The following is a 25,565-nucleotide window of genomic DNA, read 5'->3' on the forward strand; positions in this document are numbered from 1 at the left end:
ATCAGATTTTGATATTTAGGTATTTCTTAAAGATGGATTTAACAAATGAGTTAATGTCCCTGGAAATATTGAATTTGTAAATGAGTATTCCATAAAACGTACTAATTAAAGCAGATTTCCCCACGATGTTCAATACTGGACTCTCCCAGATCGATACAAAATAGAAGAGGAGCATTGTGCCAAAGCCAATTAGAAGGAGCCAGATGTGGTTTTTTGTAAACAAGGAAATCTTTAAGTGCCTGACGATATAATAATGCTTTAGCAAATTAAAGAGAATTGTGGATACCAGAAAGGCAATCCCGGCACCATTGATCCCTATCGTTGGCAACAATGTAAGGTTCAGAATACAGAGAACAGCAACGGACAACAGGAGGAAGTAAACATTCACCCTGTAATGCTCAGAATAAGCCAGTATGTTCCCATTCAGCCCAAAGAGCATATCAAAAACTTTGGCAAAACTTATGGCCATTACCACATACAGGCCCTGAGAGAATACCTTCCCATTTGGGATCATCAGGAATAGGTCCTCGATGTTACATACTATGCCAATCAGGAATAGAAATCCAATGCATCCCAAGGTAAGTGAGCTTCTCTGGTATAGATTCTCGATTTCTACGTAATTTTTATTTTTGAACTCCCTGGATACTACCGGTGCTGTAATCATCAGCACTGCTCTATTGGGTAGTTCTATGATAATCCCAATGTAAAAGCAGGTGGTGAATATCCCATTTGACTCAAGTCCAATCAATGTAGTAATCAAAAGAAAGCTAATATTGGTATATATAGAGTTTCCGGCAGAGGCGGCGAGATTGTATATGGAGTAATTCCAGGTTTCTGCTATCCAGTTTTTCATGCTTGTCCATGAGAACAAACTCATTTTGAAGTTCTGATTAATAAGAACATGCATTGCTTCTATTATGGTAGCTGATATGTAAACGAGCGTCAGGCCTTTGACCGTATCACCAAAATCAATCAAGTTGGCAGCATATAGGCAAATGAGCAAGGCATAGCCAATTCTGAGATAAATATCCTTTAAGATGGCAGGAACAACGATATCCAAAACCACCCTGCTGTATGATTGCAGTTGAATGAAAAATGTCTGGCTGACCAGAATCATCAGACTCAGGAAAATGTACTCGTTGTATGCCGCGGATTTCTTTTCAAAGACGGACTTAATGTCATCGGTGAAAATGAAAAATAGTAGTGCTCCGAGAATGTTAGCAAATAAGATCAGATAAATCTGGTTACTTAAAAATGATCTTCTCCTGGCTTCATCTTTTTCTACGTGGGGATAGTATTTGACCAGGGTAGAGGGCATTCCAAGGCAAATAAAAGGGGCAATCAAAAGTGCATTATTCACTACAATATTAAGTAGCCCAATTTGCTCAGGATCCAAATATTTGGGTCGGAGATAAAGGGCGTTGAGGTATCCGATTACTACCCCGACGTATGCAAATACTGACCCCCAAAAACTCTGTCTGATGACTACACCCATAGTTGAATAAAACCGTGAATTTAGACGTTTTCAGATAGGATACTGAAAAGTTTGATAGAAATACTGTGGATTTGAATTCTCTTATTTCACCCAAAAAACCACAGCTTGATTGCCAGACCCACTACAGTCACTATTAATATGATGCGGATCCACTTGTCATCTTTACCCACTGACCAGCGGCTGGCGATCCATCCACCAGCTGAGTTACCTGCCGCCAGGGTAAGCCCATAGTCCCATCTGATCTGATCCTCCCACCAGAAGATGCCCAGGGCTACCAGGGTATAGCATACAATCACAAAGGACTTGATGCTGTTGGTCTTGGCCATATTGAACCCATGAACTCCCGTGAGGGTAGCGATGATCAGAAAACCCACTCCGGCCTGGATGAATCCGCCATATAGGCCCACAAAAAAGAAAAGTACGATGGTTAGGAGCTTTCTTCGAGGAGTGAAGATCTCTAAGGTACCCTTATGAGCCAGATAGGGTTTTAGCACAGTGAGAATGATCACTATAACCATCACCACAGCCAGTATTTTATTGAAAAGCGGACCCTTAATATCAATGGCAAAATAAGCTCCAATGATACAGCCAATTACGGCGGTGATACTCACATAGAAGGCATAGGGAAATACGGACACGCCTTTACTTTTGAAGCCACCCACTGCCACGAGACTTTGTAGAAACACGCCAATTCTATTGGTAGCGTTAGCCTCACTCGAGGGCAGTCCCATGAAGATGAAGAGGGGAAGGGTGATGAGTGAACCGCCCCCTGCCAGGGTATTGATCACACCTGTAAACAGGCCTACGCCCAACAAAATCAATGCTTCTATCCAGGTCATATATGCAGGTGCAGATCAGTCTTGTGACACTCCAGTATGTCGGGACAGATTTCGAGTAGTTGTTTCTGGGGTAGTTTGAGCACCGGGTGTATTTCATGTGGTGCCAGTTCTACCAGTGGCATCAGGGTAAAGCGCCGCATGGCAATGCCGGGATGTGGTATCCTCAGGTGAGGACTTTCTACGATGAAGTCATGATAATATAGAATATCAACATCAATGATTCGCTCGCCCCATTTCTTGAGCCTCGTTCTTCCCATCTGTATCTCTGTATCCAGACAGGACTGGAGCAGGCTTTCGGGATCATGAATGGTGTCAATCTTTAAAACCATGTTTAAAAACCAACCTTGATTTTCATCCCCCCAGGGGGCAGACTCATACACGGCCGAAAAGTCGCTGATGTTGATTTCATGTGCGGCCAATATATCTTTGGCCCGTTGCAGGTTTTGCATCCGATCACCCAGATTGGAGCCTAAAAGTAGAAAAATCCCTTTCATCAAAGCAATTAAACAATTTCGAACTTCAACCGTCTTTATTTGGCTGGATAATTAGATTTGTAAAATAATAGTATTTAAAAATATAACATGGCATTTCTGCGCAATCTATTGGCCACTATCGTGGGCCTTTTTATTTTTTGTTTCCTATTGATTTTTCTTTTGGGCAGTATCGCTGCTTCTTCAGAATCCATACCGCATGTAGAGGACAACTCGGTTTTACACCTGAACCTGTCCGGGGTGGTGGTAGAAAAGGCCGTGGATGACCCATTGCAGGAATTACTTGGGGGCGGACCAGCACCCATCAGCTTGTTAGACCTCCTGGCCGCCATTGATGCTGCGGCGTATGACGATCGCATTCGCGGCATTTACATCGAGCCTCAATTTCTTTCGGCTGGTTATTCCTCGCTACAGGAGATCAGAGATGCCATTATCGACTTTAAAAGTTCAGGGAAGTTTGTACATGCGTACGGAGAATACATCAGCGAAGGGGACTATTACCTCGTGTCAGTAGCTGACTCCATATACCTGAATCCTCAAGGGTCATTGGAGTTCAACGGGTTGACGGCCGGAGTTACCTTTTTCAAAGGGCTTTTTGACAAATTGGAGATAGAGCCGGAGATTTTCAGAGTTGGAGAATACAAGAGCTTTGTGGAGCCATTCATTCGCAAGTCTATGAGTGAAGAAAACAGGCGCCAGTTGACCGAATTGATCACATCTGTGCATGATACCTACTTGCAAAATGTTTCTGCTACCCGTGGCATCTCAGTGGATGCTCTTAAGGAGATTTCAGATCAAATGAAGGTACGCTTACCAGAAGATGCGGCGCGAGCAGGTTTGGTAAGTAAAGTAGCGTATGAAGATGAGATGGTTGACTTACTTAAATCGGAAGTGGGACTAGGGGCTGGTGAAGACCTTACGCTGATCACCTTTGATAAATATATGAAGACCACTTCCGCCAGTAGTCTGTCCAGCAATAAGATCGCTGTGATCGTGGCCAATGGCGATATAGTGATGGGCGAGATAGATGACGCTGTGGGTAGTGATCAGTTTGCTAAGGAGATCAGAAAAGCACGGGAGAGCAGTTCTGTCAAAGCGATAGTCCTGAGGGTGAATTCTCCCGGTGGCAGCCTGACAGCCTCAGATATCATTTGGAGAGAAATCATGCTCACCAAAGGCAAAAAGCCCATCATTGCCTCTATGTCAGATGTGGCGGCTTCCGGAGGGTATTTCATCGCCATGCCCTGCGATACCATCGTGGCTCAGCCCAATACCATCACCGGATCCATTGGGATTTTTGGATTACTTTTCAACTTTGGTGACTTTCTGGAGAACAAACTGGGCATCACCAATGAGAGCGTATCCACTGGCGAGTTTTCGGACCTCATGACAGTGACCAGATCACTTACAGAATATGAGCGATCAATCATTCAAAATCAGGTAGAAGAGGGATACCGTACCTTTGTAACCAAAGCTGCACAAGGCAGACAGATGCCGGTAGAGGAACTGATGAAACATGCGGGAGGTCGCGTATGGAGTGGTACTCAAGCTAAAGAGAGAGGTTTGGTGGATGTGTTGGGCTCCTTTGATACTGCAGTAAAAATAGCCGCTGAAAAGGCCGGGATCATGGGCGATTATCGCCTGAGCTTTTACCCCAGACAAAAACCACTTTTAGAAAAAATGCTGACTGATCTTAGTGAGGCAGAGGTGAAGATTTTCGCTGGTCAGGAGAAGGTATTTACTCCTTATCTTCAGCAGATCGAATCTTTGCAAAGAATGAACGGCATACAGGTGCGCCTGCCCGGCAATCTGGAGATTAAGTAAAATCGAATTTTGGTGAACATTTAAACCTGACTAACTTCCCACCCAGAAAAATTAAACAATGGAAATACGCAACGACTGGACCAAAGAAGAGATAAAAGCAATATTTGATAAGCCTGTACTGGAGCTGATCTACGAGGCTGCAACGGTGCACCGCCAGCACAATGACCCTTCCGAGGTGCAGGTTTGTACCTTGCTATCGATCAAAACCGGAGGTTGTCCTGAGGACTGTGCTTATTGCCCTCAGGCTGCCCGCTATCATACAGACGTGAAAGTGCATAAGCTACTGGATGTGGATTTTGTGATGGAAAAAGCCAAAAAAGCCCAGGAAAGTGGAAGTACCCGTTTCTGCATGGGAGCTGCATGGCGTGAGGTACGTGATAACCGAGATTTTGATAAAGTGATTGAGATGGTTTCCGGGGTGAATTCTCTGGGAATGGAAGTGTGCTGTACACTGGGGATGCTCACAGAAACTCAGGCGCAAAAACTGAAGGATGCGGGCCTATATGCTTACAATCATAACCTGGATACCTCTGAGGAACATTACGAAGAGATCATTTCCACCCGCACTTACGATGACAGGTTGGAGACGATAGATAATGTGAGAAAAGCCGAGATATCTGTCTGCTCAGGAGGTATCATAGGGCTGGGAGAGGCCAATGAAGACCGAATAGGAATGCTCCATACTCTGGCTACCATGAGTGAGCACCCTGAGTCTGTTCCTGTGAATGCATTGGTGCCTGTACCAGGCACGCCATTGGAGGATCAGGAGAAAGTATCTGTGTGGGATATGGTGAGGATGATTGCTACGGCACGGATCATTATGCCAAGGGCTATGGTCAGGTTGTCTGCTGGCAGGGTACGAATGTCTGTGGAGGAACAAGCCCTTTGCTTTCTGGCAGGAGCTAATTCCATTTTTGCGGGCGATGAGTTGCTGACCACCCCCAACCCTGAAGTGGATCAGGACAAAGCCATGTTTCAGACACTAAATTTGAAACCCAGAGCTTCATTTAAAGGAGCAGCAGCCGAAAAATTCCTTGTTTAATCCGGAGCCCCCAGAGCAATGAAATTTGTGGACCTTAAAATCCGTAATAAGCTTGCTCTGGTGATGATTCTCTTCGCACTGGCAGTGATTTCACTGTTGTCGGCGTTGTATTACATACAGTTCAAGGAAGCCCTGAAAGAGAGGGTGTTCTTACAACTATCGTCTGTCAAGCAACTCAAGGTATCTCAGGTGAGGCAGCGCATAGAAGCCCTGGCATTTGATTTTTTGTCGAATCAGGCTTTCGAAGAGCAGCCAGACAATGTGGGCGTATTGATTGCAGAGGGGGTCATCAGTCAGGATACAGTGATATCAGTCTATCCGCTACTCTTTCCGGAGGTTATCGGATCGGTGGTTATTCAGGATCTCACACCGCATGACCCAAAAGGACAAATCACGCTAGGCTTATTCAAGAGAGAAGCCAACAGAGTCAGGTTTGGTATTTTCCGCCCAAATATTCAGTCAATCCTCATGGAGCGAACGGGTCTGGGAGAAACGGGAGAATCATATCTGGTTGGCGAGGATATGACCATGAGATCAAGTTCCAGGTTTTTTCCTGAAAGAAGACCCACTGATATTGTAGTGAAGAGCCGGGGGGTGATCAATGCACTGGATGGGGAAGAAGGGTACGGTCTCATTAGTGATTATCGTGGAGTGACAGTTTTTAGTGCCTACGAGCGATTAGACGTTTCTAATCTCACCTGGGTGATTCTTTCGGAGATTGATGAGCAGGAGGCACTGTTTCCCTTAAAAAGCCTTCGCACCAATCTCATTATCGTATTGGGTATTATCCTCATTTTCGTGTTTATCGTTTCCTACGAGCTCTCCCGCCAACTGGTGAAGCCGGTGTTGATCACTGAAGAGCAACTACGCAAAATGTCCAAAGGTATCTTTGAGTCTACTTTTGATGTGGTGAAGCGTGAAGATGAGATTGGCCAGATGTTTAGCGCGCTTGAGCGCCTCATCGCGGCGTTGAAGCAGACGGTGGTTTTTGCAAATGAGATTGGTTCAGGAAATTTTGAGGCCAGATACGACCTCCTGAGTTCAGAGGATAAGCTGGGAGCCGCACTCATGGGCATGAAGGAACGATTGCAGGCCTATCAGGTGAGTGAGAAACGGCTGAAATTGGAAAACCAGCGTTCTTTGATTAGTGGAGAGGAAAAAGAGAGACAACGATTATCCCAGGAGCTACATGACGGATTGGGGCCTATGCTCACCATCCTGAAGATCAAAGTGGAATCAAGCACCATCCAGGCGGATGAGAAAAAGGAACTCATGCGTCTCTTTGATGAGACATTGGGCGAAATGCGAAAGATTTCTAATAACCTGATGCCAAGTGTGCTGAGAGATTTTGGCGCAGGGGAGGCCATCCGAAACCTCGTGAAACAGATCGGCCAGGATCGGTTGCAGGTGCATTATCAGTATGATCCGAATGTGAAAATCAGCATCCCTACCAATATTTCTATCGCGCTTTATCGGGTGGCTCAGGAGGCAGTGAACAATGTATTGAAACATGCCCGGGCATCGGTTCTGAATATTTCTTTGACAGAATTTACCGATCGCGTGAGTCTCTACATACAGGACAATGGGCAGGGGTTTGACCCTGAAAATGTGACCCTGGGCAATGGATTAAGAAACATGCGGGAGCGTATAAACGTAGAAAATGGTATTTTTGAGCTTACTTCGGACAGTAAAGGTTCCGTAATAGAAGTAGAAATCCCTCTTGTATGAGTAAAATTAGCGTTATCGTAGTTGATGATCATCAGCTTTTCAGAGAAGGAGTGAGGTCACTCTTTGCTGAGGATGATCTTATTTCCATTGAAGGAGAAGCAGACTCAGCAGAGAGTATGTATGCGTTTTTTGATCAGGCACTTCCAGAAGTAGTGCTCATGGATATTACCATGCCCGGCGCGGATGGGTTGTCCATCATAAGGGAAAGTCGGAAGCGATTTCCCGACGTGAAGTTTATCGTACTTACCATGCACGCCGATGGGCAGTACGTAGTGAAGGCTGTGAGAAGCGGCGCTTTTGGTTACCTGCTGAAAAACGCAGATAAGGAAGAGCTCAGTGAAGCCATCCTCACCGTCAGTAAAGGGAAGAAGTATTTCAATAGTGAAATCTCTCAACTTATGGTGGGTAATATATCGCTGGAAGGAGACAATACACAGCGACTCTCTGAACGTGAAACGCAAGTGCTACAGCTCGTCTCCAATGGCAAAACCACCAAAGAAATAGCCGAGGAGCTCTTTGTGAGTTCCCGTACGGTAGAGACCCATCGGGTGAATATGATGAAGAAGCTGGATGTACAGAACACCGCAGAACTGATCAAAAAGGCGGTAAAATTGAAGCTCATCTAAAAACATCCGTATAAATACGGATGGGATTTTACCATTTTATCAGGAAATGCCTAGAGCCTCAGGGGCCGTTTATTTGTGTAAACGAAACCAAAAAGAGGAACCATGAAAAAACTAGCAGCATTGACCGTATTCTGTTTTTTGATTGTTATGAGCACAATGGCTCAAGGTTCTGGGGATTTGAAAGGACCCGAAGCTAAAAACAGAAAGCCATGGCTTGACCCTAAGCCTGCCAGCACTGTGTATTTAGTGAAAGGTGAAAGCCTACAGGGACCGGCCGCTAAAAACGTCCGACCTCTTGAGCGAAAAACCGGAGAACTGGTAAAACTTGACTTAACAACAAAGGATAAACTTAAAGGACCGGCTTATAAAAATTACAAGCCGTGGAAAGATCATCAATAGGCATGGGTGAGCACACACTTCATGGAGACCCACATCGATAACGATGTGGGTTTTTTATTTTCAGGTGAGTTTATCCAGCCCATTACAGAAAGGGAATTCTTGGGATCAAGCAGACTTACTGTCGGGAGATTGCATTAAAGGTGGATGGCGACGGTAGTAACTTAAAATTATCATTTCGCCGAAACCAGATCAAGGAGGGGCGAGTTGTCCTCCACCGGCGTGAACACTATGAAGCAACGGATGTTGTTCTCTACAAAGTCTCCCCAAATTTCTCACAGGTCTCAATGTGCCTTACGCGTTGACTTTGTAGAGAACAGAATCCATCATTGCTTTCTTATTCATCCCTTAGAGAATCGGCTGGATTTCTCAAGGCTGCTTGAAGGGTGTGGTGCCCAATGGTAAGGATCGTGAGCAACAATCCGCTCATGCCTGCCATTAAGAAGAGTGACAAGTCAAGCTCAATCCTAAAAGCAAACTGATTCAGCCAATCCTGCATGATAAAATAGGCCAGCGGAGATGCCAGTGCAATGGCGATGAATACAAGCATAAGAAACTCTTTGCCAATGAGGGAGAGGATGCTTGCCGTTGAGGCTCCCATTACCTTTCTGATACCTATTTCCTTCGTTTTGATCTCTGTATTGAACGATACCAGGCTGAGCAAACCCAGGCAGGAAATGACGATCGCCACTATGGTAAAATAGAGAGTAAGCTGACTGACCAGAAGTTCACTTTTATATCGATCATTGTAGGCCTTGTCCATAAAGGTAAAATCAAAAGTCCTATCTGGCTGAAACTCCTTATGAAGTGTTTCCATGGAGGCGATGGCCTCCTGAGTCATATTGCTTTTGGTCTTGATCAACATAAGTGAAGGTTGAGGGTCCATACGAATGATCAGGGGCTTGTAGGGAGCGTGTAGAGACTGGATGTGAAAGTTTTTTGTCACACCAATAATTTTTCCTTTCTGTCCCCAGAATTCCAGGTCCTGTCCTATAGGATTATCAAAACCCATAATGTTAGCAGAGACCTCATTGATCAGGTAGTTGTTGGAGTCACTGGCAATGTTGCGGTCAAAATTTCTACCTTCTTTTAGCTGAATGGACATCAGTGGGATGAAATCTGGATTGACACCCAGGATGTTGAAGTAAACATCGGTATGCTCATCCCTTCCGGTCCAGTAAGGATCAGAAGTGGAACTTCCTATATTCGTCGGATCTCCATCTGAGGCTGCCACCGCCTTGATGCCGGGCATTTGCAAGAGCCTTTCTTTGTAGATCTCAAATGTTTGTGGATTGAGATCGCCAAAGCCCATTTTGATGACATTCTCTCGGTCTAGCCCCAGGTTTTTGCTGAATACATATTGGAGTTGTTTGTAAATGGTGATTGACCCAAAAATCATGACGATTGTAATGACGAATTGGAAAACCACCAGTCCTTTTCTGAAAAGCGCATTGGATCGATCTGCCCGCATGATTCCCTTGAGTGACAGAATGGGGTGCAGGGACGCCATGTAAATGGCCGGATACAAGCCTGAAATGAACCCGATGGAAAGAATAAGTCCGAGGGAAGCCAGGATGAAAGATGGTGTAAAGAAGTCAGCACCTATTTCCTTGCCTGCCAATACATTGAAGTATGGAAGGAGGCCCATGGTGAAGAATGCAGAGAGAATGAAAGCCAACAGCGTGATCAGTATTGCTTCAGTGAGAAACTGAGCTCGCAGTGAGGATTTCACCGCCCCCATGACCTTTCTGATGCCAGTTTCCTTGGAGCGTTTAGCAGACTTGGCAGTGGTGAGGTTCATGAAGTTTACACCCGCTAATATCAGAATAAGGATGGCCGAGATGCTTAATAGTCTTACATAGTCAATTCTGCCTCCTGAAAGCTGGCCTTGCTCATATTTGTTGTAAAGGTATAGACTTGAAAAGGGCTGTAGAATGAGCGGAGCTGTTTCCTCCTGGTCCGGTCGGTTTTCGGAAATGGCATTCAGAATGTTGTCGTTGGCTGAGGCTGTAGAATACCCCGGAGCCAGCTTCACATACATGTTGTGGTTATAGTTGCCCCAGTGTTTCTGAGAGGGGTTTATGAGCACGTAGTAATCAAAGGGAATAATGAAATCAAACTTGAGTGTAGAATGTTTTGGAATGTTTTCGAAGATTCCCGCTAGGGTAAAAGAGCGGTTGTTCTTATCCGTAATACTTTGTCCTATCAGGTTTTTTGAGCGCCAGTCATCCCCAAAATAGCGTGCTGCTGAGGACTCGTTGATCACTATAGATTCGGGCTGCTTATAGAGCAACTGATGGTCACCTTGAATAAATGGGATTGATAAAATGTCAAAAAGTTCGGGAGAGCCGTAGTGACCGGAAAGCGTCACATGTTCCTGGCCTTTTTTAAGAATCAGGGTGGCCCCCCAGTTGGTAATGGCGGCTTTTTCTATCGCCGGATACTTATCCTGTAAGACTTCCCGCAGTGGCTGAGGTGTAGTTCTCCAGGTATGTATGGTTCCTGATGACTCTATTTGGTTGACCAGCACATAGTGTATGCCATCTACATGGGCCGGCCACTGGTTGTACTTGAGTTCATCATTAACCCACAGATAGATAAACAGACTGCAGGTGATGCCCAAAGCCAGTCCGAATACATTGGTGAAGGTATAGGCCTTTTCTTTTTTGAAGACCCGAAAGGCTACTTTGATGTAGTTGGCAATAATTTGTGTGTTCATACTCACTTGAGTTGATTTGAAACTTGAGGGACGAAAAAAACGAATGACATCCAGCGTGAATTTTCTTTTGGCGGTCGCCAAACCTTTGGTCTTTAGGTTTTTATGGAATTGCTCATACAGATCACCCTGAATCTCATCCAGTAGATCCTCATGACAATACCATTTCAGAAAGCGGTCGGCCAGTTTGGGCGGTGAGGTGGCTTGGTTCATATGGTATTGAATTGAGGTGCCATTTCCCATAGTTCATCTCTGGTGGCCTTCAGTTCGGCGAGGATTTTATAACCAGTCCTGGTGATTTCGAAAATGCGTTTTTTTCGGCCGCCCCGCTCGGAGGTTGCACCACCCATCTGAGAGGACACAAATCCCTTTTTTTCCAAACGGCTCAATACAGTATGTATGGCTGGTATGGAGATGGTTTTTCCAGTGCGCTTTTCGTACTCTTCCACCACGGAGACGCCATACACATCCTCCTGCATCACCAATACAATCAAAAGGATGGTTTCTTCAAGGCTACCGATACTAGAGTCATTCATTATACGGATATTTAATTAACTATTGTAGATCAAATAAACGATTTGCGAAAAATAAGTTGCGTTTGGGGTCAGAAATTTTTCATTTCAGCGCCTTAATGAATCGCTAGTTGGGTTTCCTGATAAGTTTTTGAGGCGTAACTTTATTAAAAAAAATGTCAAATGCTGATTTGATTATAGAGGAAAGGAGCCGTGATATCGGCGACTTTTTGGTAGGAAGATTACTTCCATTTCGGAAAAAGAGAATGGTGGGGCCTTTTATCTTTATTGATCACATGGGGCCAAGCCAGATCGGTCCGGGTCACTACATGGACATAGACCAACACCCCCATGCCGGACTATCCACCCTTACTTTTTTGCTGGAGGGTGAGATTATGCACGCAGATAGTATTGGGAGCCAGCAGCGCATCGTACCAGGTTCTGTCAATTGGATGGTAGGGGGTAAGGGTGTCACCCATACGGAGCGCACTCCCGAGGACCTTCGCGATGGGAAGTCACATACACTACATGGTTATCAGATCTGGGTGGCCTTACCAAAGGAGCTGGAGGAGATGGCTCCTGAGTTTCATCACCTGGATAAAGCAGACCTGCCCAAATGGGAGGATGGAGGAGCCCGATTTACGCTGGTGGCAGGGGAAGGCTATGGCCGAAAGTCTCCATTGCCGGTGCATTCAGAACTATTCATGATAGAGGTGGTGGCTACAGAGCGGTATCAGCTGGAAATAGGAAATCAGCTGCAGGGTGAAATTGGTATTTGTGTAGTAGAGGGCACTGTTCAGGCCTGTGAGCATAAGGTAGATCGTGGGCACATGTTGGTTTCAAAGACCGATGGTGCGTGCTCACTGACCATGGAGGCGGGAACTCATATTTTCCTTTTTGGAGGAGCTCCTTTCCCTGAGGAGCGCTATATCTATTGGAACTGGGTGTCTTCCAGTAAAGAAAGATTGGAGCAGTTCAAAACTGACTGGCAGAACAAAAAATATCCGAAAGTGCCAGGTGATGATACCTATATTCCTATGCCTTAGCTTTTGCCACAGGTTTGATTTTCCCTCTATTCAGATTAATGAGTACAGCACTCACCAAAATGATCAGCATTCCCACCATCTGGGGAGTGGTGATCACCTCACCGACCAGCAACCAGCCCAGGAATACGGCTACCACCGGGTTGATGTAAGCATAGGTGCCGACAATAGCGGAGGGCATTTCGTTGAGCAGCCAGGTGTAAGCAATATACGCCATGATGGAACCTGCCACAGATAAATAGAGTACTGCACTCCAGGAGGTGAGGTCGGTTTGTGACCAGGCGAAGGTATCCAGTTCATTCATCGACAGACTGATCAGTAGGCAGATCACCGCCCCGCAAAGCAGTTGCCAACCCAGGTTTTGATACAGGGTGCCAGGTGCAGGGCGCGATCGGTGATACAGAGTGCCCACTACCCAGCACATCGCACCAAACAGTACTGCCACAGAAGCCACCAACTGCAGGTGAATTTGTGCCGCCGGGAGGGGCTCGGTGAGCTTGTCACGAAAAAGAATAATGATTCCCGCAAATCCCAGGGCTACCCCACTCAGAATGTAGGGGTTAGAAAAGTAAAGCTTCCAGTGTTTTTTGTCCATCACCACAAACCAGATAGGAAGGGTAGCCACCAATACAGACGCATAACCGGAGGCAATGTGCTGTTCCGACCAAATAAGCAGCCCTTGACCACCCGCCAGTACCACCAATGCAATAAATGCATTCTTGATGAGCGAAGACTTCTTTGGAAACCCTTCTCCTTTGAAAAGACTGTAACTCACCAGCATGAGTCCCGCTACCAAAAAGCGAATGGAAGCCATCAGAAATGGGGGGAAACCCTCCAGACCAACGACAATAGCCAGGTATGTGGTACCCCAGATCAAGTAAATGCATAGGAATGCAAGCATGATCAGAAACCGATAAGAGAGTGCCTTTTTTGTCATAATTATTGTACTGCTTTTCTATCGAGAAACATTCGGGTCAGGTGATAGCCATGAATGATCAGAAAGAGTACACCGGCTACCACTATAGGAGTAGCAGAGATCATCAGGCCATAGCCCACATAAAATGCTGCGGAAAGTCCGTGGGCTATTCGCAACCAAAGCATGTGTTTATTGGCCATGGCGAAAATACCTAACCCAAGAGCCAGATATCCTAGTATGTCGGCAATCATAAGGTGAGCTCCATTCGGATGTTGCAGCGGGCATAGGGTGAGCACTCATTAAGTGGTGCTACCTTAAAACCAGAGTTGATGTATAAATTCAGCGCAGCGGTAAGTTTGGTGTTTGATTCGAGCACCAGCCGCTTCATACCAGCTTTTCTGGCCTCGGAAATGGCATGTTGCATGAGCATTTTTCCAATTTTGAGACCTTTGTATTTTGGTGTAACGCCCATTTTGGCGAGTTCAAAAGTGTCTGGGGTTTCCACAATAAGGGCTACCGTACCCACGATCTCATCTTCTACCTTTGCAAAGAATATGCGTCCTCCGGGCTGAATGATGTACTCATTGGGGGCATCGAGCATTTCACGGTCATGGGGCTCCACGGTAAAATAGGTCTCCAGCCATTCGTAGTTTAGCCGGGCAAAATCAGATGCGTATTGCTCCTGGAACTCCAGCAGCTGCACCGACACAGTATTCGAAAGTGCATTCATAAGGTTGGTTTGTTTAATTCATCTATCGTTCTGTCTTTAAATCCTTTTTCCCCGAACCGGGCTTCTATGAGAGCAAACATCTCCATAAAATCAGTCCCTTCCAGGGCCTTGATGACCCCACGCTCTCCGGCATTCCAGATTTGCTCCAGGCGGGGGAGCTGATCATGAGCTTTCTGTGTGAGGGTAAGCAACCTGCGCCGGTTGTCATCTGTGCATTGAGCTGAGGACAGGTAGCCTGCCTTCATCATCTTATTAGTCAGTGTGATTACCGATGGGTGTGCCAGTTTTATTTTCTCAGCGATTTCCATCACAGACATTTCACCTTCTCTTTTCAGCAGCCTGAAGACCACATACCAGTTGGGTTCAATGTCCACACCCAATTCCTTATACATTTTTCGCCCGTCGTGCATCAGGGCATCACTCAGCCTTTTCAGCCTCATGGTAAAACCCAAACACCCCAGTTCCAGTGCAAAATCTTTCATTGTCTTAGTTAGGTAGTTGTCTACATAAATCTAGAAAAAATATATGTAGTTGTCTACGTATTGAATAATTTTTTTATTCTGTTTTTTTTCAGAATACCGTGTTCACGGTATTCCCACCGGTAGGATGGGTTTATAGCTTTACATCGAATCCAAATGAATTTGACATGAAAAAGCTGCTTTTTGCCCTCCTTTACCTGATGTTTTTTACTGCCATTGCACAAAAGACAGTATTCAGAGACGACTTTAGAGACAATAGAAATCAATGGACTGTGGCTACCAAAACCGAATACGTGAGCTATCTGCAGGATGGAAAATATGTTATTTCCAAAAAGACCGAGAGTGGGGGGTGGCTGTTTTTCAAGGAGCTCTACACAGAGTATGAGCGTGATTTCGTGATTGAGGCAGAGGCCAAACAGGTGAGTGGTGTGGACAATAATGGCTATGGCTTGCTATTCGCTACGGCCGATGCTAACAATGCCAATTTCTTTATCGTAACCTCCAATGGTCACTTTCGTGTGGCTGGTTATGACGGAGGTAGCTATAAGGCTGTAACCGAATGGACCAAAACTGATAAGGTGAGCAAGATGAATGAAATCAACTCACTCAAAGTAGAGCGAAAAGGTAGTGCCCTTACTTTTTATGTCAATGGCTATCAGGTGTATTCTATGCCTGCTGCTGATATGGAGATCAGAGGACCTAAGTCCGGGTTTGTGCTGTATGATGAGATGAAGGTAGAGTTTGATTTCATTGAGATCAGGCAGGATTATCGCAACATTAACCTGGTGCCGGGCACGGACACCTTGCAAATAGTGAAGGAGCCTCTGGGTACCGAGGTGAACTCTCCCTACACGGAAAAATCACCTGTCATTTCGGCTGATGGACTTACCCTGTATTTCTCCAGAGATGATCACCCGGGTAATAATACCCGCAGAGACCGCTCGGATGTTTGGTACTCCAAAATGGTGGATGGTAAATGGCAAATGGCCCAAAATATGGGTACACCGATCAACAATGCCGGTCATAATTTTGTGATCAGTACCACCGCTGATAACAATGGACTTTTGATTGGCAATACCTACCATGCCGATGGCAGCTCCAATACCAGTGGTTTTTCTTACACTAACCTCACGCCCTCCGGCTGGGAAGTACCCAGGGATGTGACTGTGGAAAATTACTATAATGACAATGACTACACAGAGAGCTGCTTGTCGTCTTCCAGAAAAGTAATGCTTTCCACCGTGGAGCGAAAGGACAGCCGGGGGTCAAAAGATATCTACGTATCGTTTCTGCAGGAGGATAGTACCTGGTCGGAGCATGTCAACCTGGGCGATGTGATCAATACCCCGGCAAGTGAGGCGAGCCCCTTTCTGGCCGCAGATGACATCACCCTTTACTTTTCCACCAAGGGCCACCCGGGCTTTGGGAGCAATGATATCTTCATGACCCGCAGGCTGGATGATACATGGCTCAACTGGTCGGAGCCTCAGAACATGGGCCCACAGATCAACACGCCCAACTGGGATGCCTATTACACCATACCTGCCAACGGCGCATTCGCTTATGTGGTTTCTGAATCCTATTACGAAGGTGACCTGGACATTTACAGGATTAAAATACCAGAGGCAGCCAAGCCCAAGGCTGTGACACTGGTCTATGGTAAGGTACTCAATGCAAAAACCAACGAGCCTCTGGCTGCGGAGATTCAGTACGGAGATCTGGGAACCAATAAAGAGATAGGGCGAGCCACTTCTTTGGCCGCTGATGGCTCCTATAAAATCGTATTGACTTCTGGTAAGTCCTACAGCTTTCTGGCTTCCAAACAAAACTTCGTCACCGTGAGTGACAACATCAACATTGAGCAGTCTGAGGAGTATCAGGAGATTGAGAGAAACCTGTACCTGGCACCCATCGAGGTAGGACAGACGGTTTTGATCAACAACATTTTCTTCGATTTTGGCAAGGCTACTTTGCGGGAAACTTCATTTCCGGACCTGGATCGTCTGGTGACCCTGCTGGAAAAGTATGAAGGAATGAAGATAGAAATCTCAGGACATACTGATGATGTAGGGTCAGATGCCGCCAATCAGGCACTGTCCCAAAGTAGGGCCCAGGCCGTGCTGGATTATCTGAGCGGAAAAAGCATTGCGGGTGGTCGTTTGATCTCCAAAGGCTATGGAGAAGCGAAACCTCTGGCTACCAACGACACGGAAGAAGGTCGCCAGCGAAACAGGAGGGTGGAGTTTACCATCACAGCTATGTAGACATTTCAAAAGAAGACTACCTAACTTCGCGGGGTACACAAACCCCGCAGCACTTGAAAGATCTTCATGGAAAGGCGATCCTGGACTATTACAAAGGAAACGATGAAGCCACACTTATCCTTCACAATTCATACGGTGACCCGGATGAAATGCCGGTAGAAGTATTTTTTAGAGAAGAAGAGGATTTCACTACCCTTGAGCACCTGGCCCTGATAGAAAGTAAAGGGCGCGTGCTCGACCTGGGAGCGGGTGCAGGGGCTCATTCGCTGGTACTTCAGTCCCGGGGCTTTGACGTGTTTGCCCTTGAAAACTCTCCAGGGTGCGTGGACGTGATGCGCCGTTCGGGGGTTCGGAATGTCCTGTTTGAGGACTTCAGGAAGCACCAGGGCCAATATGATACCGTACTGATCCTCATGAATGGTCTGGGCCTGGCCGGTACTTTGGGGCAGGTGGAGGTATTTCTGCAAACCTGTGAAAAACTGCTGAGTCCCGGTGGTCAGATACTCGTAGACTCTTCTGATATCAGCTATCTGTATGAGGACGGCACACCCAAACCCGCTGGCTATTATGGAGAGGTGCGATACCGGTATGAATTTCAGGAAACCAAGGGTGATTGGTTTGATTGGCTCTATGTGGATCAGCAGACGCTCGCCGAAAAGGTAGCCGCTGTAGGAATGGAGCTTGAAATTCTGATGACAGACGAAAATGATCAATACCTGGCCTGCATTACCAGAAGGGGAGCCTGATCGGTTTTAATCCCGGCTTTGGTATGTTTTCATGAAAAAAAGCATTCTTTTTGCACCCGCAAAAGACAGAAGGCTTCTGCCGGCCAAACCAGGCCAAACACCCCACAGGAAGCTATTTTGCAATTACTTGTTTAAATTCCATGGGTAGCTGTATCAGCTATCACTAAACTACACCATTCAGACGATGAAAAAGTATTTCAATCTTTTTGACCTGAGCCAGAAAGTCAACTATCGCACGGAAATCCTATCCGGACTTACGGTAGCACTGGCCCTGGTGCCTGAGGCTGTGGCCTTTGCACTGATCGCAGGGTTATCGCCGCTCACGGGCCTCTATGCGGCTTTTGTGATGGGATTGATCACGTCCATTCTCGGCGGACGACCCGGAATGATCTCCGGCGCCACAGGTGCGGTGGCAGTGGTTATTGTGGCTTTGGTGCAATCCCATGGGGTGGAGTATGTTTTTGCTACGGTCATATTAGCGGGCCTTATTCAGGTGACTGCAGGGGTGCTCAGGCTTGGCAAGCTCATGAGGCTGGTACCTCATCCTGTGATTTTCGGCTTTGTGAATGGACTGGCGGTCATCATCTTCATGTCGCAGCTGGACTCTTTCAAAGACTCTTCAGGGAATTGGTTTGGTGGTGAGCAATTGTATATGATGCTCGGTCTGGTCTTGTTAACCATGGTGATCATTTGGGGATTGCCCAAACTCAGCAAAGCCCTGCCTGCTTCTCTGGTGGCTATTTTAAGTGTGTTTGGGATCGTGGTGGCCTTTGGTGTGGATACCAAAACAGTGGGTGATATTGCTTCCATTTCGGGTGGATTTCCACCGTTTCATTTACCGGCAGTGCCGTTTACCTGGGAGACCCTTGTGGTCATCTTTCCCTATGCGGCCATTGTAGCCGGAGTGGGTTTGATCGAGAGTTTGCTTACGCTGAATATAGTAGATGAAATCACTGACACCCGGGGTAGGGGTAATAAAGAAGCGGTGGCTCAGGGTACCGCCAATATCCTCTCAGGCGTGTTTTCGGGAATGGGCGGATGTGCCATGATTGGTCAGAGTCTGATTAACATCTCCAATGGAGCAAGGGCCAGACTCTCCGGAATCGTGGCCTCTGTGTTGCTGTTGGTGTTTATCATGTTTGGGGCTGGTCTTATCGAGCAGTTGCCGATCGCGGCGCTTACCGGCCTGATGATCATGGTCTCTATTGGTACGTTTGAGTGGGCCAGTCTTCGGACCTTTAATAAGATGCCCAAGTCCGATATTTTCGTGATGGTGATGGTGACTTTGGTCACTGTTTTCCTTCACAACCTGGCTTTGGCGGTGATCGTAGGTGTGATCATTTCAGCGCTTGTTTTTGCCTGGGACAATGCCAAGCGCATCAGAGCGAGGAAAAGCATTGACGAAAATGGAGTGAAACACTATGAGATTTATGGACCGCTCTTTTTTGGTTCGGTGATCGCTTTCAATGAAAAATTTGACATCCAGAATGACCCGGATGAGGTGATTATTGATTTTCAGGAAAGCCGCGTGGTGGACATGTCGGCCATAGAAGCACTGAATAAGCTCACTGAGCGATACCTGAAAGTAGGGAAGAAGGTTCATTTGAAGCACCTTAGCCCAGATTGCAGGCAGCTCCTGCAAAATGCCGATGACCTCATCGATGTGAATGTGATGGAGGATCCTACTTACAAAGTGGCCCTTGATCGATTCTAATCACTCCATTACCTTAGAGACATGAAAAAATTCCTACTTTCACTGATGAGCGTTATTGCATTGACGTTGCCGGCCTGGGCGCAGGAAACAGCAGGTACTGCTGAGCCTTCGCTTTCACAAAAACTGATTTTTTACGGAATCACCATCGCTGGTGTAGCCTTTCTGGTAGCAGCATGGAGGCGCAGCAAGTGGGGTAGAAAAAAGTGATCCCACTGGTCATGGGCGGGTAATGCCCTTTGAAAGCCGTGCCGGAGCTACCTGGCAGTAGGCGGAGGTCAAAACGGCCCGCAGGAGGGTCTTGTCTATTTTTCTGAGCACTACGATCGTCCAACCCTGTTTGCCCCATTTGTTCGGCACAGGATAAATGACCCCAGCCTGACCGAGCGAAAAAATGTCCTGCTCAGCAATGGAGAGTTTGAGGCTGGCTTGCAGGTGTGTGAGGTCCAGGGTAGCGAATATTTTCTTATTCACCCGAAAGGAGGTCTTTTCGAAATGCGGGAGCTCTTCCGTTTCGGGAAATTCCAGCGCCATTTTTTGAAAATCTTCAGGTGATACCATTTCAGTCTGTTGTTAACTCAGGCAAGATAGTGACTCTTCTTTTTTGAAGGTTCATAGGCAATGTACGCCTCTGGTTCACAGCACCTGCGAATCATTTTTATAATTCGTAATACTCATTTAAGGTAATGTCGGTTCCTTGAGTGAGCTGCTTTAATTCACTAAGAATATAGTATCTGTGCATAAATCCACACAGTACAACGATCTTTTTTCCTTCACTCTGCTCAGAAATGACCATAATGTTTTTTGCCATGGTCTGGTTTCTTAAATCCCAAAAATCAGCCCAAAGCTGATAACCATCGCGGTAGCTGATTCTTTCACCATTTGGTTTTATCAAAAACCTGCTGTCAAACTCGTCTCGTACATTAGTGATTTTTGGAATCATCTCATATTGGTAATATTGGCGTCTTTCGCAAAGACTGTCTGTGGTTGGGTTGTTGAAATTTTCAGGAGATTTAGCGGCTAGGATTTTTAACGGTTCCAAAGTCTCCTTGTAAGTTTTGAAAATTTCAGTTTCTGCTGTGGTTAATAAACCTACGTGATATAAGCTGTCGACCAATCGGAGGGTCAAGCCATCTGTAGGCCGCATTCCTTTGTCTATTCTATACTGATTTCGGTCTTCAAATTCGTACGGTCTCAACTGTGTGTCAGGGTAATACTCCTGGTACTTTTTGGATGCTAAAAGCTCATTTTCTTTCGCTTCCTTCAGCCTGAAATCAGCAGTGAATTTGTTAGAATCTAATTCTAACAATATGAAGTCGGGCTTTACTTCTTCCAGTATCTTGAAGAGGATTTCTGAGTTAAAATTGGCTTCAGGTTGATGTAGAGTACCAATAACGATGATTTCAGTTGTTTCCTTCGTTTTACAGGAGAGTATTGCTAATGTCAGGAAGGTTATGATTGTTCTATTCATTGTATCGTTTGTATATTATGGAGTTGGGGTAAAAGTAAATGTCTTTGACTCGCCAATGATGTCATGAAGAGCCTTATGTTGCAGAATTATTTTCGTTGAGCTATTTTTTAGCCGTTTGTGGAAAAAAAATCTGAGAACGAAATGTTGATTTTTGATTCTTCTGATAGTGAAAACTGCCATTTTCTCAAACCAAATAAGAATCACCCTGGCCCCCAGAGATCAACCAACCACTCCAGAGCCCTTAGCTTTAATTTTAAAGAAAAACCGGGAAACGGGGATCATCCCCAGCCCCATGACGAGCAGGAAGAGGAAGGCGTACCGCAGGGTGAAAGCATGGGCCAGGTAACCAATGATGGGCGGCCCTATGAGCATACCTGAGGTGGAATAAGTGGAGATGATGGCCACGGCAATGCCGGGGGAATATTTTTTGGATTCTCCGGCTTGGAGCAAAGCCATCGGGATGATGGGTGCCGCCCCGAAACCGATCAGTGAAAAACCAATCAGCGCCGGATAAAAGCTGGGGAACACTACGGCTACACCAATACCACTGGCAATGAATAGCGCACAAACGACAAAGGTCTTTTGGATGCCGATCCGATGGATTACCCAGTCGGAAGTGAATCGGGAGATGGTCATACAGATCATAAAGAGGAGGAAGCCAAAAGTGAAGACCTCTGCATGCACCACTTCGCGGAAGTAGATGCCACTCCAGTCAAACATGCCTCCTTCGCAGATGGCCGCAAAAAGGATGAGCACGCCCAAGGCCATGATATAGGGATCTGGATTACGCAGAATGAGCTTATTGCCGGTGGTGGCCCGGTCATTTCTGAGCACATGACGAAACGCCACATATCCTGCCGGGATGGCTATGAGTGTGAAAACAAGAAAATGAATGGGCATACTCACATCTCCATAGATCATGAGTGTAGTGAAACCTACCCCGGTGATTCCCCCCATGCTCCAGAGGGCATGGAAAGACCCGTTGATTTTTTTGTCGTAAGACTTCTGAAGGGTGATGGCCTGAGTATTCATGGAGACATTGATGATCCGCATGAAGAAAGCCACCAGAAATATGGTTACCACCAGATAGGCCGTACTGTCCACAAAACTGATGGAGAACAGCGAGACTGCATAGCAAAGGAAAGCCGCAAACATGGGCCCTCTGGTAGCGTATCTCGATACCAGAAATCCGGAAAGGGGCAGTCCGAGCAATGAACTTAAGGGCATCACCAGTAGGATAGAGCCCAGCTCTGCTTCATTGAGACCCAGGGCTTCTTTGATGGTGGGTATGCGAGAGGTCCAGGTGGCAAAGCCGAATCCTGAAAGAAAGAAATAAGTACTGAGTGCTATTCGCTGTTTTACTTTTAGCTCCACCTGGTTGTAATTTCAGCAAAGATATCTCATGTTTCAGGAGTATTTGTCAATAAATCTGGTGATTTGTTAGGATACTTCCTGTTGATGTGATCCGGCAATCTCAGAGGACTCACCATGTGCGCGTGCGGTTTGTACTTCAAATTTCACCGAACCTCAAAATCAGGAATGATTACACAATGAGTGAAATCAGGTGATTGTAGGCCAGCCCTGTGACAATGGCGAGCCCGAAGCTCAGCAGGGTACCGATGAGGATGTATTCGGTGAGCTTCCGGTCCTTTGATTTGGAGAGGTCGCCAAAACGGAATACAGACTTTGCGGCAAGCAAAAAACCGATGACTTCCCATTGCTGGAGGATGATGAAACCAAACACAAATAGCCGCTCCAGCATTCCGATGTACTGACCGGCATGGGGCAGCGAGTCTTCATAGGCATCTTCTTCCAGCGCCCACTTGGTGATGATCACCCGCATGATGATGGAAGAAACTACCGTCACGATGAGAACCCCGGTGATGAGCAGAAGCACTTTTGGTTGGAAAACCGCTTCAGCAGGAATATTGATTGGTTCATAGTAATTCACCACCAGCATAATGACCGTCACATGGGCTATTTGATCAGCGAAGAATAGTATTCTTTCATTGAAGCGCTGATGGAGACTGAGCTTGATGAGGTCAATGGCCAGGTGAGAGCATACAATCGTGAGAAATCCCAGGAGGTATTGATGGTCAAACCGGAGAAGAACGGCGAGGACCACGGCGTGTACAAGCGTGTGCCAGTAGAGGTATGGTGAGCGGTGTTTCCTTTGTGTTTTATGTGCCACCCAGCTGGCTGGTTGGAGTAGAAAGTCCCCAATGATATGGGCAAGCAGGAGTTGTAGACTGAGTGTAATCATCGGTTGGCGATCATGTTTCGGTATTGCTTTTCCATTTGCATGATTTCATCAAACCCCGCTCTTTTGAGGCTTTCACTGATGGTGCTTTGGCTCTTGCCTAGCTTTTTGGCAAGCGCTGTTTGAGTGAGTTGCGGATTTTCCATGGCTATTTTGATGATGGAGGAGGCGTTGGCAGGCCATCGTTCTACAGTGAGGAGGGCCAGACTAAGGTAGGCATTCACTTCCTGATCAAGTTCCGGCCATTCACTTCTGAGGGCCAGTGTGCTTTTCTTCAATGAGTCAAAACACTCCCCTGAGTGACGGAAGGCACTGCCATTGGACTCTGAGAGTCTGCTGGCCGAATGTGTTTTTTCACCTAATCCGATCGCCATGCGGGCATCCAGGTCCTTGTATTGTCTGAGACATGCTTTGATGTACAGTGCGGCAAAGAGTGCTTCTTCGGCTGGCACTTCCAGCTGAAAACTGTCTCCTCTGTAGATTTCCCATGCTTTTGGCGTGGTGCCATATCGATTCAGGGCGCTTTTGAGGACCGTGAGCCATTCGGTGCTTTCGGCTTTGCGTGAGTTGATGATGTCCCCTGTAATAACTCCAGTGATCATGGCTAATGTGTTGAAGATGTAATATCGCTTATAAACCCGATATTTACAAATATCATATAATAACCCGATAGTGTAGGTTATGCAATGATTCTCCGATCAGCAACACTGGTAATCAGGAAGCTTTGGTGTCCTGCGGTCTGTGCTTGATCTGAAGGCCATGAAGAAAATTTCTAAGAAACTGATCCTTGCAGAGGCGGTACTGACTTTGCGTAGGTTTTCTGAAAATGGCACTGATTTCGTGCTTACTGACTTTAAGTTCTGCCAGCGAGAAGACCTCCAGGATGTCTTCATCTTTCATGTTGAGAGCGATCTTCAGTTTCCTGAAGATCATGTTGTTGTTCAGACTTTTCTCAGGTTTTGGTTGCTCGCCTTCTTTTTTGCCACGCTTTTTATTGATGAACCCATTCAGGAAAATGGCCAGTTCTTTATCATAAAGCTGCTTAAAATCGGGATCGTCCTCTTTTTTCAACCAATCACTGATCTGAGCACGGGTCACTTCCGTATCTGCAGCTGCAAAAATGGAGATCATCTGCGAATCACTAAAATCGAAAGTAAACCGGATCCGTCTTAAAATGTCGTTGTTGTTCATATAGGCTGACAAATTTAACCCATTATCAGCGTTTTACTCAATTTGCGGCCAGATGTAATTCCTTTAGGATTTCATAAGACCGAAGCCTGGCTTCCAGGTCATAGATATGTGAGACTACCATCAGCTCATCCACTTGTGTGTCGTCCACAAACTTGCTGATGCCAGTACGAATTTCTTCCGGGCCACCCACAAATGAATAAGTCAGAAACTGTTTCATCACCTGGGCGATTTCCTGGCTGAGCACAAAAGATGCATCCGGTGGCTGAAGGGGCTTTCGGTCGTTGGTGAGGATACCCAAAAAGATTTTCTGCATGGAGGTGGCAATCAGTTGGGCTTCTTTCAGGGTATCTGCGGCAGTCACATTCACACAGGCCATGGTGTAGGGTGCGCTGAGCTGAGCCGAAGGGGTAAACTCCTGATGATAAATTCTAAAAGCATCATGAAGTTGCTGAGGTGCAAAATGACTGGCAAAAGCATAAGGTAATCCGAGGTTGGCCGCAAGGTGGGCACTGTCTGTACTCGAGCCGAGAATCCAGATGGGGATGTCAATGCCTTCGCCGGGAATGGCTCTGACAGCAGCGTTTTTGTTGTCCGCAGAAAGGTACTGCTGCAACTCCTGTACGGTATCAGGAAACCGATAGGCGGCTGTGGGGTCTCGCTGCAACGCCCGGGCAGTGGCCTGATCTGAGCCAGGTGCTCTCCCCAGGCCCAGGTCTATTCTACCGGGATAAAGAGATGCCAGGGTGCCAAACTGCTCGGCAATAACGAGCGGTGAGTGATTGGGCAGCATGATTCCTCCGGACCCTACACGAATGGTAGAGGTACCTCCGGCAATATGACCGATGAGTACGGAGGTGGCCGCACTGGCTATACTGGCCATGTTGTGATGCTCTGCAAACCAATACCTGAGGTAGCCAAGGGCCTCGGTCTTTTGCGCCAGGCGCATACTGTATCTAAAAGAATCTGCCGGGGTATTTCCTTCCAAAATCACCGCTAAATCGAGTACCGAAAGGGGAATATTGCCAAACGTTTTTTTCATATCAGTGAAAACTACAAATAGCAGGTGCAGATAGTTCATTCAGGAC

At 46.4% G+C, this 25,565-nt stretch carries 26 protein-coding genes; 10 read left to right on the top strand and 16 right to left on the bottom strand.

Features of this window, described 5'->3' with window-relative positions; translation table 11 throughout:
* Position 1: 1 nt before the first annotated feature.
* From ACHKAR_RS04275 to folK, 3 genes are all read right to left on the bottom strand, one after another.
* Positions 2 to 1,495, bottom strand: a complete 1,494-nt coding sequence (locus ACHKAR_RS04275; RefSeq protein WP_395416318.1) for a lipopolysaccharide biosynthesis protein — start codon at positions 1,493 to 1,495, stop codon at positions 2 to 4.
* 86 nt (positions 1,496 to 1,581) lie between these two features.
* A complete protein-coding gene (locus ACHKAR_RS04280; protein WP_395416319.1) occupies positions 1,582 to 2,334 on the bottom strand; it encodes a sulfite exporter TauE/SafE family protein in 753 nt (250 codons plus the stop codon).
* Complete coding sequence (folK, locus tag ACHKAR_RS04285) at positions 2,331 to 2,828, bottom strand: 2-amino-4-hydroxy-6-hydroxymethyldihydropteridine diphosphokinase (protein ID WP_395416320.1); 498 nt, start codon at positions 2,826 to 2,828, stop codon at positions 2,331 to 2,333. The genes ACHKAR_RS04280 and folK overlap by 4 nt, the downstream gene beginning before the upstream one ends.
* 87 nt (positions 2,829 to 2,915) lie before the next feature.
* Here folK and sppA point away from each other — a divergent pair, with 87 nt between their 5' ends.
* The 5 genes from sppA to ACHKAR_RS04310 all read left to right on the top strand — a co-directional run bounded on the left by sppA (position 2,916) and on the right by ACHKAR_RS04310 (position 8,444).
* The gene (gene sppA / locus ACHKAR_RS04290) at positions 2,916 to 4,649 is read left to right on the top strand and encodes a signal peptide peptidase SppA (protein WP_395416322.1); all 1,734 of its coding nucleotides are present in this window, start codon (positions 2,916 to 2,918) and stop codon (positions 4,647 to 4,649) included.
* Positions 4,650 to 4,707: 58 nt separating this feature from the next.
* Positions 4,708 to 5,691 carry a biotin synthase BioB gene (bioB, locus tag ACHKAR_RS04295; protein ID WP_395416323.1) on the top strand — a complete coding sequence of 328 codons (984 nt, stop codon included), beginning with the start codon at positions 4,708 to 4,710 and terminating at the stop codon, positions 5,689 to 5,691.
* 18 nt (positions 5,692 to 5,709) lie between these two features.
* Complete coding sequence (locus ACHKAR_RS04300) at positions 5,710 to 7,419, top strand: sensor histidine kinase (protein ID WP_395416325.1); 1,710 nt, start codon at positions 5,710 to 5,712, stop codon at positions 7,417 to 7,419.
* On the top strand, positions 7,416 to 8,045 hold the full coding sequence (locus ACHKAR_RS04305) for a response regulator (RefSeq protein WP_395416326.1): 630 nt from the start codon (positions 7,416 to 7,418) through the stop codon (positions 8,043 to 8,045). Before ACHKAR_RS04300 ends, ACHKAR_RS04305 begins: the two co-directional genes overlap by 4 nt.
* 102 nt (positions 8,046 to 8,147) lie before the next feature.
* Positions 8,148 to 8,444: a hypothetical protein gene (locus ACHKAR_RS04310; RefSeq protein ID WP_159578849.1), complete on the top strand. Its 297-nt coding sequence runs from the start codon at positions 8,148 to 8,150 to the stop codon at positions 8,442 to 8,444.
* Between the two features lie 334 nt (positions 8,445 to 8,778).
* Here the strand turns inward: ACHKAR_RS04310 and ACHKAR_RS04315 are convergent, their stop codons facing one another.
* Together ACHKAR_RS04315 and ACHKAR_RS04320 are read right to left on the bottom strand one after the other, a co-directional pair.
* A complete protein-coding gene (locus tag ACHKAR_RS04315) occupies positions 8,779 to 11,370 on the bottom strand; it encodes an ABC transporter permease (protein ID WP_395416328.1) in 2,592 nt (863 codons plus the stop codon).
* Complete coding sequence (locus tag ACHKAR_RS04320; protein WP_159578853.1) at positions 11,367 to 11,693, bottom strand: PadR family transcriptional regulator; 327 nt, start codon at positions 11,691 to 11,693, stop codon at positions 11,367 to 11,369. The genes ACHKAR_RS04315 and ACHKAR_RS04320 overlap by 4 nt, the downstream gene beginning before the upstream one ends.
* Positions 11,694 to 11,845: 152 nt before the next feature.
* Here ACHKAR_RS04320 and ACHKAR_RS04325 point away from each other — a divergent pair, with 152 nt between their 5' ends.
* Positions 11,846 to 12,715 (top strand): pirin family protein, encoded by an 870-nt coding sequence (locus ACHKAR_RS04325; RefSeq protein WP_395416329.1) that lies wholly within the window; start codon positions 11,846 to 11,848, stop codon positions 12,713 to 12,715.
* Here the strand turns inward: ACHKAR_RS04325 and ACHKAR_RS04330 are convergent.
* Genes ACHKAR_RS04330 through ACHKAR_RS04345 form a run of 4 tightly spaced genes read right to left on the bottom strand, consistent with a single transcriptional unit; the run spans position 12,705 to position 14,840 of the window.
* Positions 12,705 to 13,649 carry an EamA family transporter gene (locus tag ACHKAR_RS04330; protein WP_395416330.1) on the bottom strand — a complete coding sequence of 315 codons (945 nt, stop codon included), beginning with the start codon at positions 13,647 to 13,649 and terminating at the stop codon, positions 12,705 to 12,707. The genes ACHKAR_RS04325 and ACHKAR_RS04330 overlap by 11 nt on opposite strands.
* A gap of 2 nt (positions 13,650 to 13,651) precedes the next feature.
* The gene (locus ACHKAR_RS04335) at positions 13,652 to 13,879 is read right to left on the bottom strand and encodes a hypothetical protein (protein WP_395416331.1); all 228 of its coding nucleotides are present in this window, start codon (positions 13,877 to 13,879) and stop codon (positions 13,652 to 13,654) included.
* The gene (locus tag ACHKAR_RS04340) at positions 13,876 to 14,358 is read right to left on the bottom strand and encodes a GNAT family N-acetyltransferase (RefSeq protein ID WP_395416333.1); all 483 of its coding nucleotides are present in this window, start codon (positions 14,356 to 14,358) and stop codon (positions 13,876 to 13,878) included. The genes ACHKAR_RS04335 and ACHKAR_RS04340 overlap by 4 nt, the downstream gene beginning before the upstream one ends.
* Entirely contained in the window at positions 14,355 to 14,840 is a 486-nt protein-coding gene (locus ACHKAR_RS04345; protein ID WP_159578863.1) for a MarR family winged helix-turn-helix transcriptional regulator, read from the bottom strand. Before ACHKAR_RS04345 ends, ACHKAR_RS04340 begins: the two co-directional genes overlap by 4 nt.
* Positions 14,841 to 15,004: 164 nt before the next feature.
* Between ACHKAR_RS04345 and ACHKAR_RS04350 the strand changes: the two genes are divergently transcribed.
* The 4 genes from ACHKAR_RS04350 to ACHKAR_RS04365 all read left to right on the top strand — a co-directional run bounded on the left by ACHKAR_RS04350 (position 15,005) and on the right by ACHKAR_RS04365 (position 19,768).
* A complete protein-coding gene (locus ACHKAR_RS04350; RefSeq protein ID WP_395416335.1) occupies positions 15,005 to 17,101 on the top strand; it encodes an OmpA family protein in 2,097 nt (698 codons plus the stop codon).
* Between the two features lie 53 nt (positions 17,102 to 17,154).
* The gene (locus ACHKAR_RS04355; RefSeq protein ID WP_159578867.1) at positions 17,155 to 17,847 is read left to right on the top strand and encodes a class I SAM-dependent methyltransferase; all 693 of its coding nucleotides are present in this window, start codon (positions 17,155 to 17,157) and stop codon (positions 17,845 to 17,847) included.
* A 184-nt stretch (positions 17,848 to 18,031) separates the two neighbouring features.
* Positions 18,032 to 19,561, top strand: a complete 1,530-nt coding sequence (locus ACHKAR_RS04360) for a SulP family inorganic anion transporter (protein WP_159578869.1) — start codon at positions 18,032 to 18,034, stop codon at positions 19,559 to 19,561.
* Between the two features lie 21 nt (positions 19,562 to 19,582).
* On the top strand, positions 19,583 to 19,768 hold the full coding sequence (locus ACHKAR_RS04365) for a hypothetical protein (RefSeq protein WP_159578871.1): 186 nt from the start codon (positions 19,583 to 19,585) through the stop codon (positions 19,766 to 19,768).
* 9 nt (positions 19,769 to 19,777) lie between these two features.
* Here ACHKAR_RS04365 and ACHKAR_RS04370 read toward each other — a convergent pair whose 3' ends face one another.
* The 7 genes from ACHKAR_RS04370 to ACHKAR_RS04400 all read right to left on the bottom strand — a co-directional run bounded on the left by ACHKAR_RS04370 (position 19,778) and on the right by ACHKAR_RS04400 (position 25,519).
* Positions 19,778 to 20,119 (bottom strand): MmcQ/YjbR family DNA-binding protein, encoded by a 342-nt coding sequence (locus ACHKAR_RS04370; protein WP_159578873.1) that lies wholly within the window; start codon positions 20,117 to 20,119, stop codon positions 19,778 to 19,780.
* Between the two features lie 97 nt (positions 20,120 to 20,216).
* Complete coding sequence (locus tag ACHKAR_RS04375) at positions 20,217 to 21,029, bottom strand: hypothetical protein (RefSeq protein WP_395416337.1); 813 nt, start codon at positions 21,027 to 21,029, stop codon at positions 20,217 to 20,219.
* A 219-nt stretch (positions 21,030 to 21,248) separates the two neighbouring features.
* Entirely contained in the window at positions 21,249 to 22,403 is a 1,155-nt protein-coding gene (locus ACHKAR_RS04380; RefSeq protein WP_395416338.1) for an MFS transporter, read from the bottom strand.
* Between the two features lie 169 nt (positions 22,404 to 22,572).
* Positions 22,573 to 23,292 carry a DUF3307 domain-containing protein gene (locus ACHKAR_RS04385; RefSeq protein WP_395416339.1) on the bottom strand — a complete coding sequence of 240 codons (720 nt, stop codon included), beginning with the start codon at positions 23,290 to 23,292 and terminating at the stop codon, positions 22,573 to 22,575.
* On the bottom strand, positions 23,289 to 23,891 hold the full coding sequence (locus ACHKAR_RS04390) for a SatD family protein (RefSeq protein WP_395416340.1): 603 nt from the start codon (positions 23,889 to 23,891) through the stop codon (positions 23,289 to 23,291). Before ACHKAR_RS04390 ends, ACHKAR_RS04385 begins: the two co-directional genes overlap by 4 nt.
* Before the next feature lie 112 nt (positions 23,892 to 24,003).
* The gene (locus ACHKAR_RS04395; RefSeq protein ID WP_159578881.1) at positions 24,004 to 24,480 is read right to left on the bottom strand and encodes a YehS family protein; all 477 of its coding nucleotides are present in this window, start codon (positions 24,478 to 24,480) and stop codon (positions 24,004 to 24,006) included.
* A 37-nt stretch (positions 24,481 to 24,517) separates the two neighbouring features.
* Entirely contained in the window at positions 24,518 to 25,519 is a 1,002-nt protein-coding gene (locus ACHKAR_RS04400) for an LLM class flavin-dependent oxidoreductase (protein WP_159578882.1), read from the bottom strand.
* Positions 25,520 to 25,565: the final 46 nt, after the last annotated feature.

It is taken from the genome of Marinoscillum luteum (assembly GCF_044005705.1).
GTDB lineage: Bacteria > Bacteroidota > Bacteroidia > Cytophagales > Cyclobacteriaceae > Marinoscillum > Marinoscillum luteum.

Coding starts and splice junctions, on each gene's coding strand:
- ACHKAR_RS04275 (WP_395416318.1), bottom strand. CDS start 1,495: ATGGGTGTAGTCATCAGACAGAGTTTTTGGGGGTCAGTATTTGCATAC.
- ACHKAR_RS04280 (WP_395416319.1), bottom strand. CDS start 2,334: ATGACCTGGATAGAAGCATTGATTTTGTTGGGCGTAGGCCTGTTTACA.
- folK (WP_395416320.1), bottom strand. CDS start 2,828: ATGAAAGGGATTTTTCTACTTTTAGGCTCCAATCTGGGTGATCGGATG.
- sppA (WP_395416322.1), top strand. CDS start 2,916: ATGGCATTTCTGCGCAATCTATTGGCCACTATCGTGGGCCTTTTTATT.
- bioB (WP_395416323.1), top strand. CDS start 4,708: ATGGAAATACGCAACGACTGGACCAAAGAAGAGATAAAAGCAATATTT.
- ACHKAR_RS04300 (WP_395416325.1), top strand. CDS start 5,710: ATGAAATTTGTGGACCTTAAAATCCGTAATAAGCTTGCTCTGGTGATG.
- ACHKAR_RS04305 (WP_395416326.1), top strand. CDS start 7,416: ATGAGTAAAATTAGCGTTATCGTAGTTGATGATCATCAGCTTTTCAGA.
- ACHKAR_RS04310 (WP_159578849.1), top strand. CDS start 8,148: ATGAAAAAACTAGCAGCATTGACCGTATTCTGTTTTTTGATTGTTATG.
- ACHKAR_RS04315 (WP_395416328.1), bottom strand. CDS start 11,370: ATGAACCAAGCCACCTCACCGCCCAAACTGGCCGACCGCTTTCTGAAA.
- ACHKAR_RS04320 (WP_159578853.1), bottom strand. CDS start 11,693: ATGAATGACTCTAGTATCGGTAGCCTTGAAGAAACCATCCTTTTGATT.
- ACHKAR_RS04325 (WP_395416329.1), top strand. CDS start 11,846: ATGTCAAATGCTGATTTGATTATAGAGGAAAGGAGCCGTGATATCGGC.
- ACHKAR_RS04330 (WP_395416330.1), bottom strand. CDS start 13,649: ATGACAAAAAAGGCACTCTCTTATCGGTTTCTGATCATGCTTGCATTC.
- ACHKAR_RS04335 (WP_395416331.1), bottom strand. CDS start 13,879: ATGATTGCCGACATACTAGGATATCTGGCTCTTGGGTTAGGTATTTTC.
- ACHKAR_RS04340 (WP_395416333.1), bottom strand. CDS start 14,358: ATGAATGCACTTTCGAATACTGTGTCGGTGCAGCTGCTGGAGTTCCAG.
- ACHKAR_RS04345 (WP_159578863.1), bottom strand. CDS start 14,840: ATGAAAGATTTTGCACTGGAACTGGGGTGTTTGGGTTTTACCATGAGG.
- ACHKAR_RS04350 (WP_395416335.1), top strand. CDS start 15,005: ATGAAAAAGCTGCTTTTTGCCCTCCTTTACCTGATGTTTTTTACTGCC.
- ACHKAR_RS04360 (WP_159578869.1), top strand. CDS start 18,032: ATGAAAAAGTATTTCAATCTTTTTGACCTGAGCCAGAAAGTCAACTAT.
- ACHKAR_RS04365 (WP_159578871.1), top strand. CDS start 19,583: ATGAAAAAATTCCTACTTTCACTGATGAGCGTTATTGCATTGACGTTG.
- ACHKAR_RS04370 (WP_159578873.1), bottom strand. CDS start 20,119: ATGGTATCACCTGAAGATTTTCAAAAAATGGCGCTGGAATTTCCCGAA.
- ACHKAR_RS04375 (WP_395416337.1), bottom strand. CDS start 21,029: ATGAATAGAACAATCATAACCTTCCTGACATTAGCAATACTCTCCTGT.
- ACHKAR_RS04385 (WP_395416339.1), bottom strand. CDS start 23,292: ATGATTACACTCAGTCTACAACTCCTGCTTGCCCATATCATTGGGGAC.
- ACHKAR_RS04390 (WP_395416340.1), bottom strand. CDS start 23,891: ATGATCACTGGAGTTATTACAGGGGACATCATCAACTCACGCAAAGCC.
- ACHKAR_RS04395 (WP_159578881.1), bottom strand. CDS start 24,480: ATGAACAACAACGACATTTTAAGACGGATCCGGTTTACTTTCGATTTT.
- ACHKAR_RS04400 (WP_159578882.1), bottom strand. CDS start 25,519: ATGAAAAAAACGTTTGGCAATATTCCCCTTTCGGTACTCGATTTAGCG.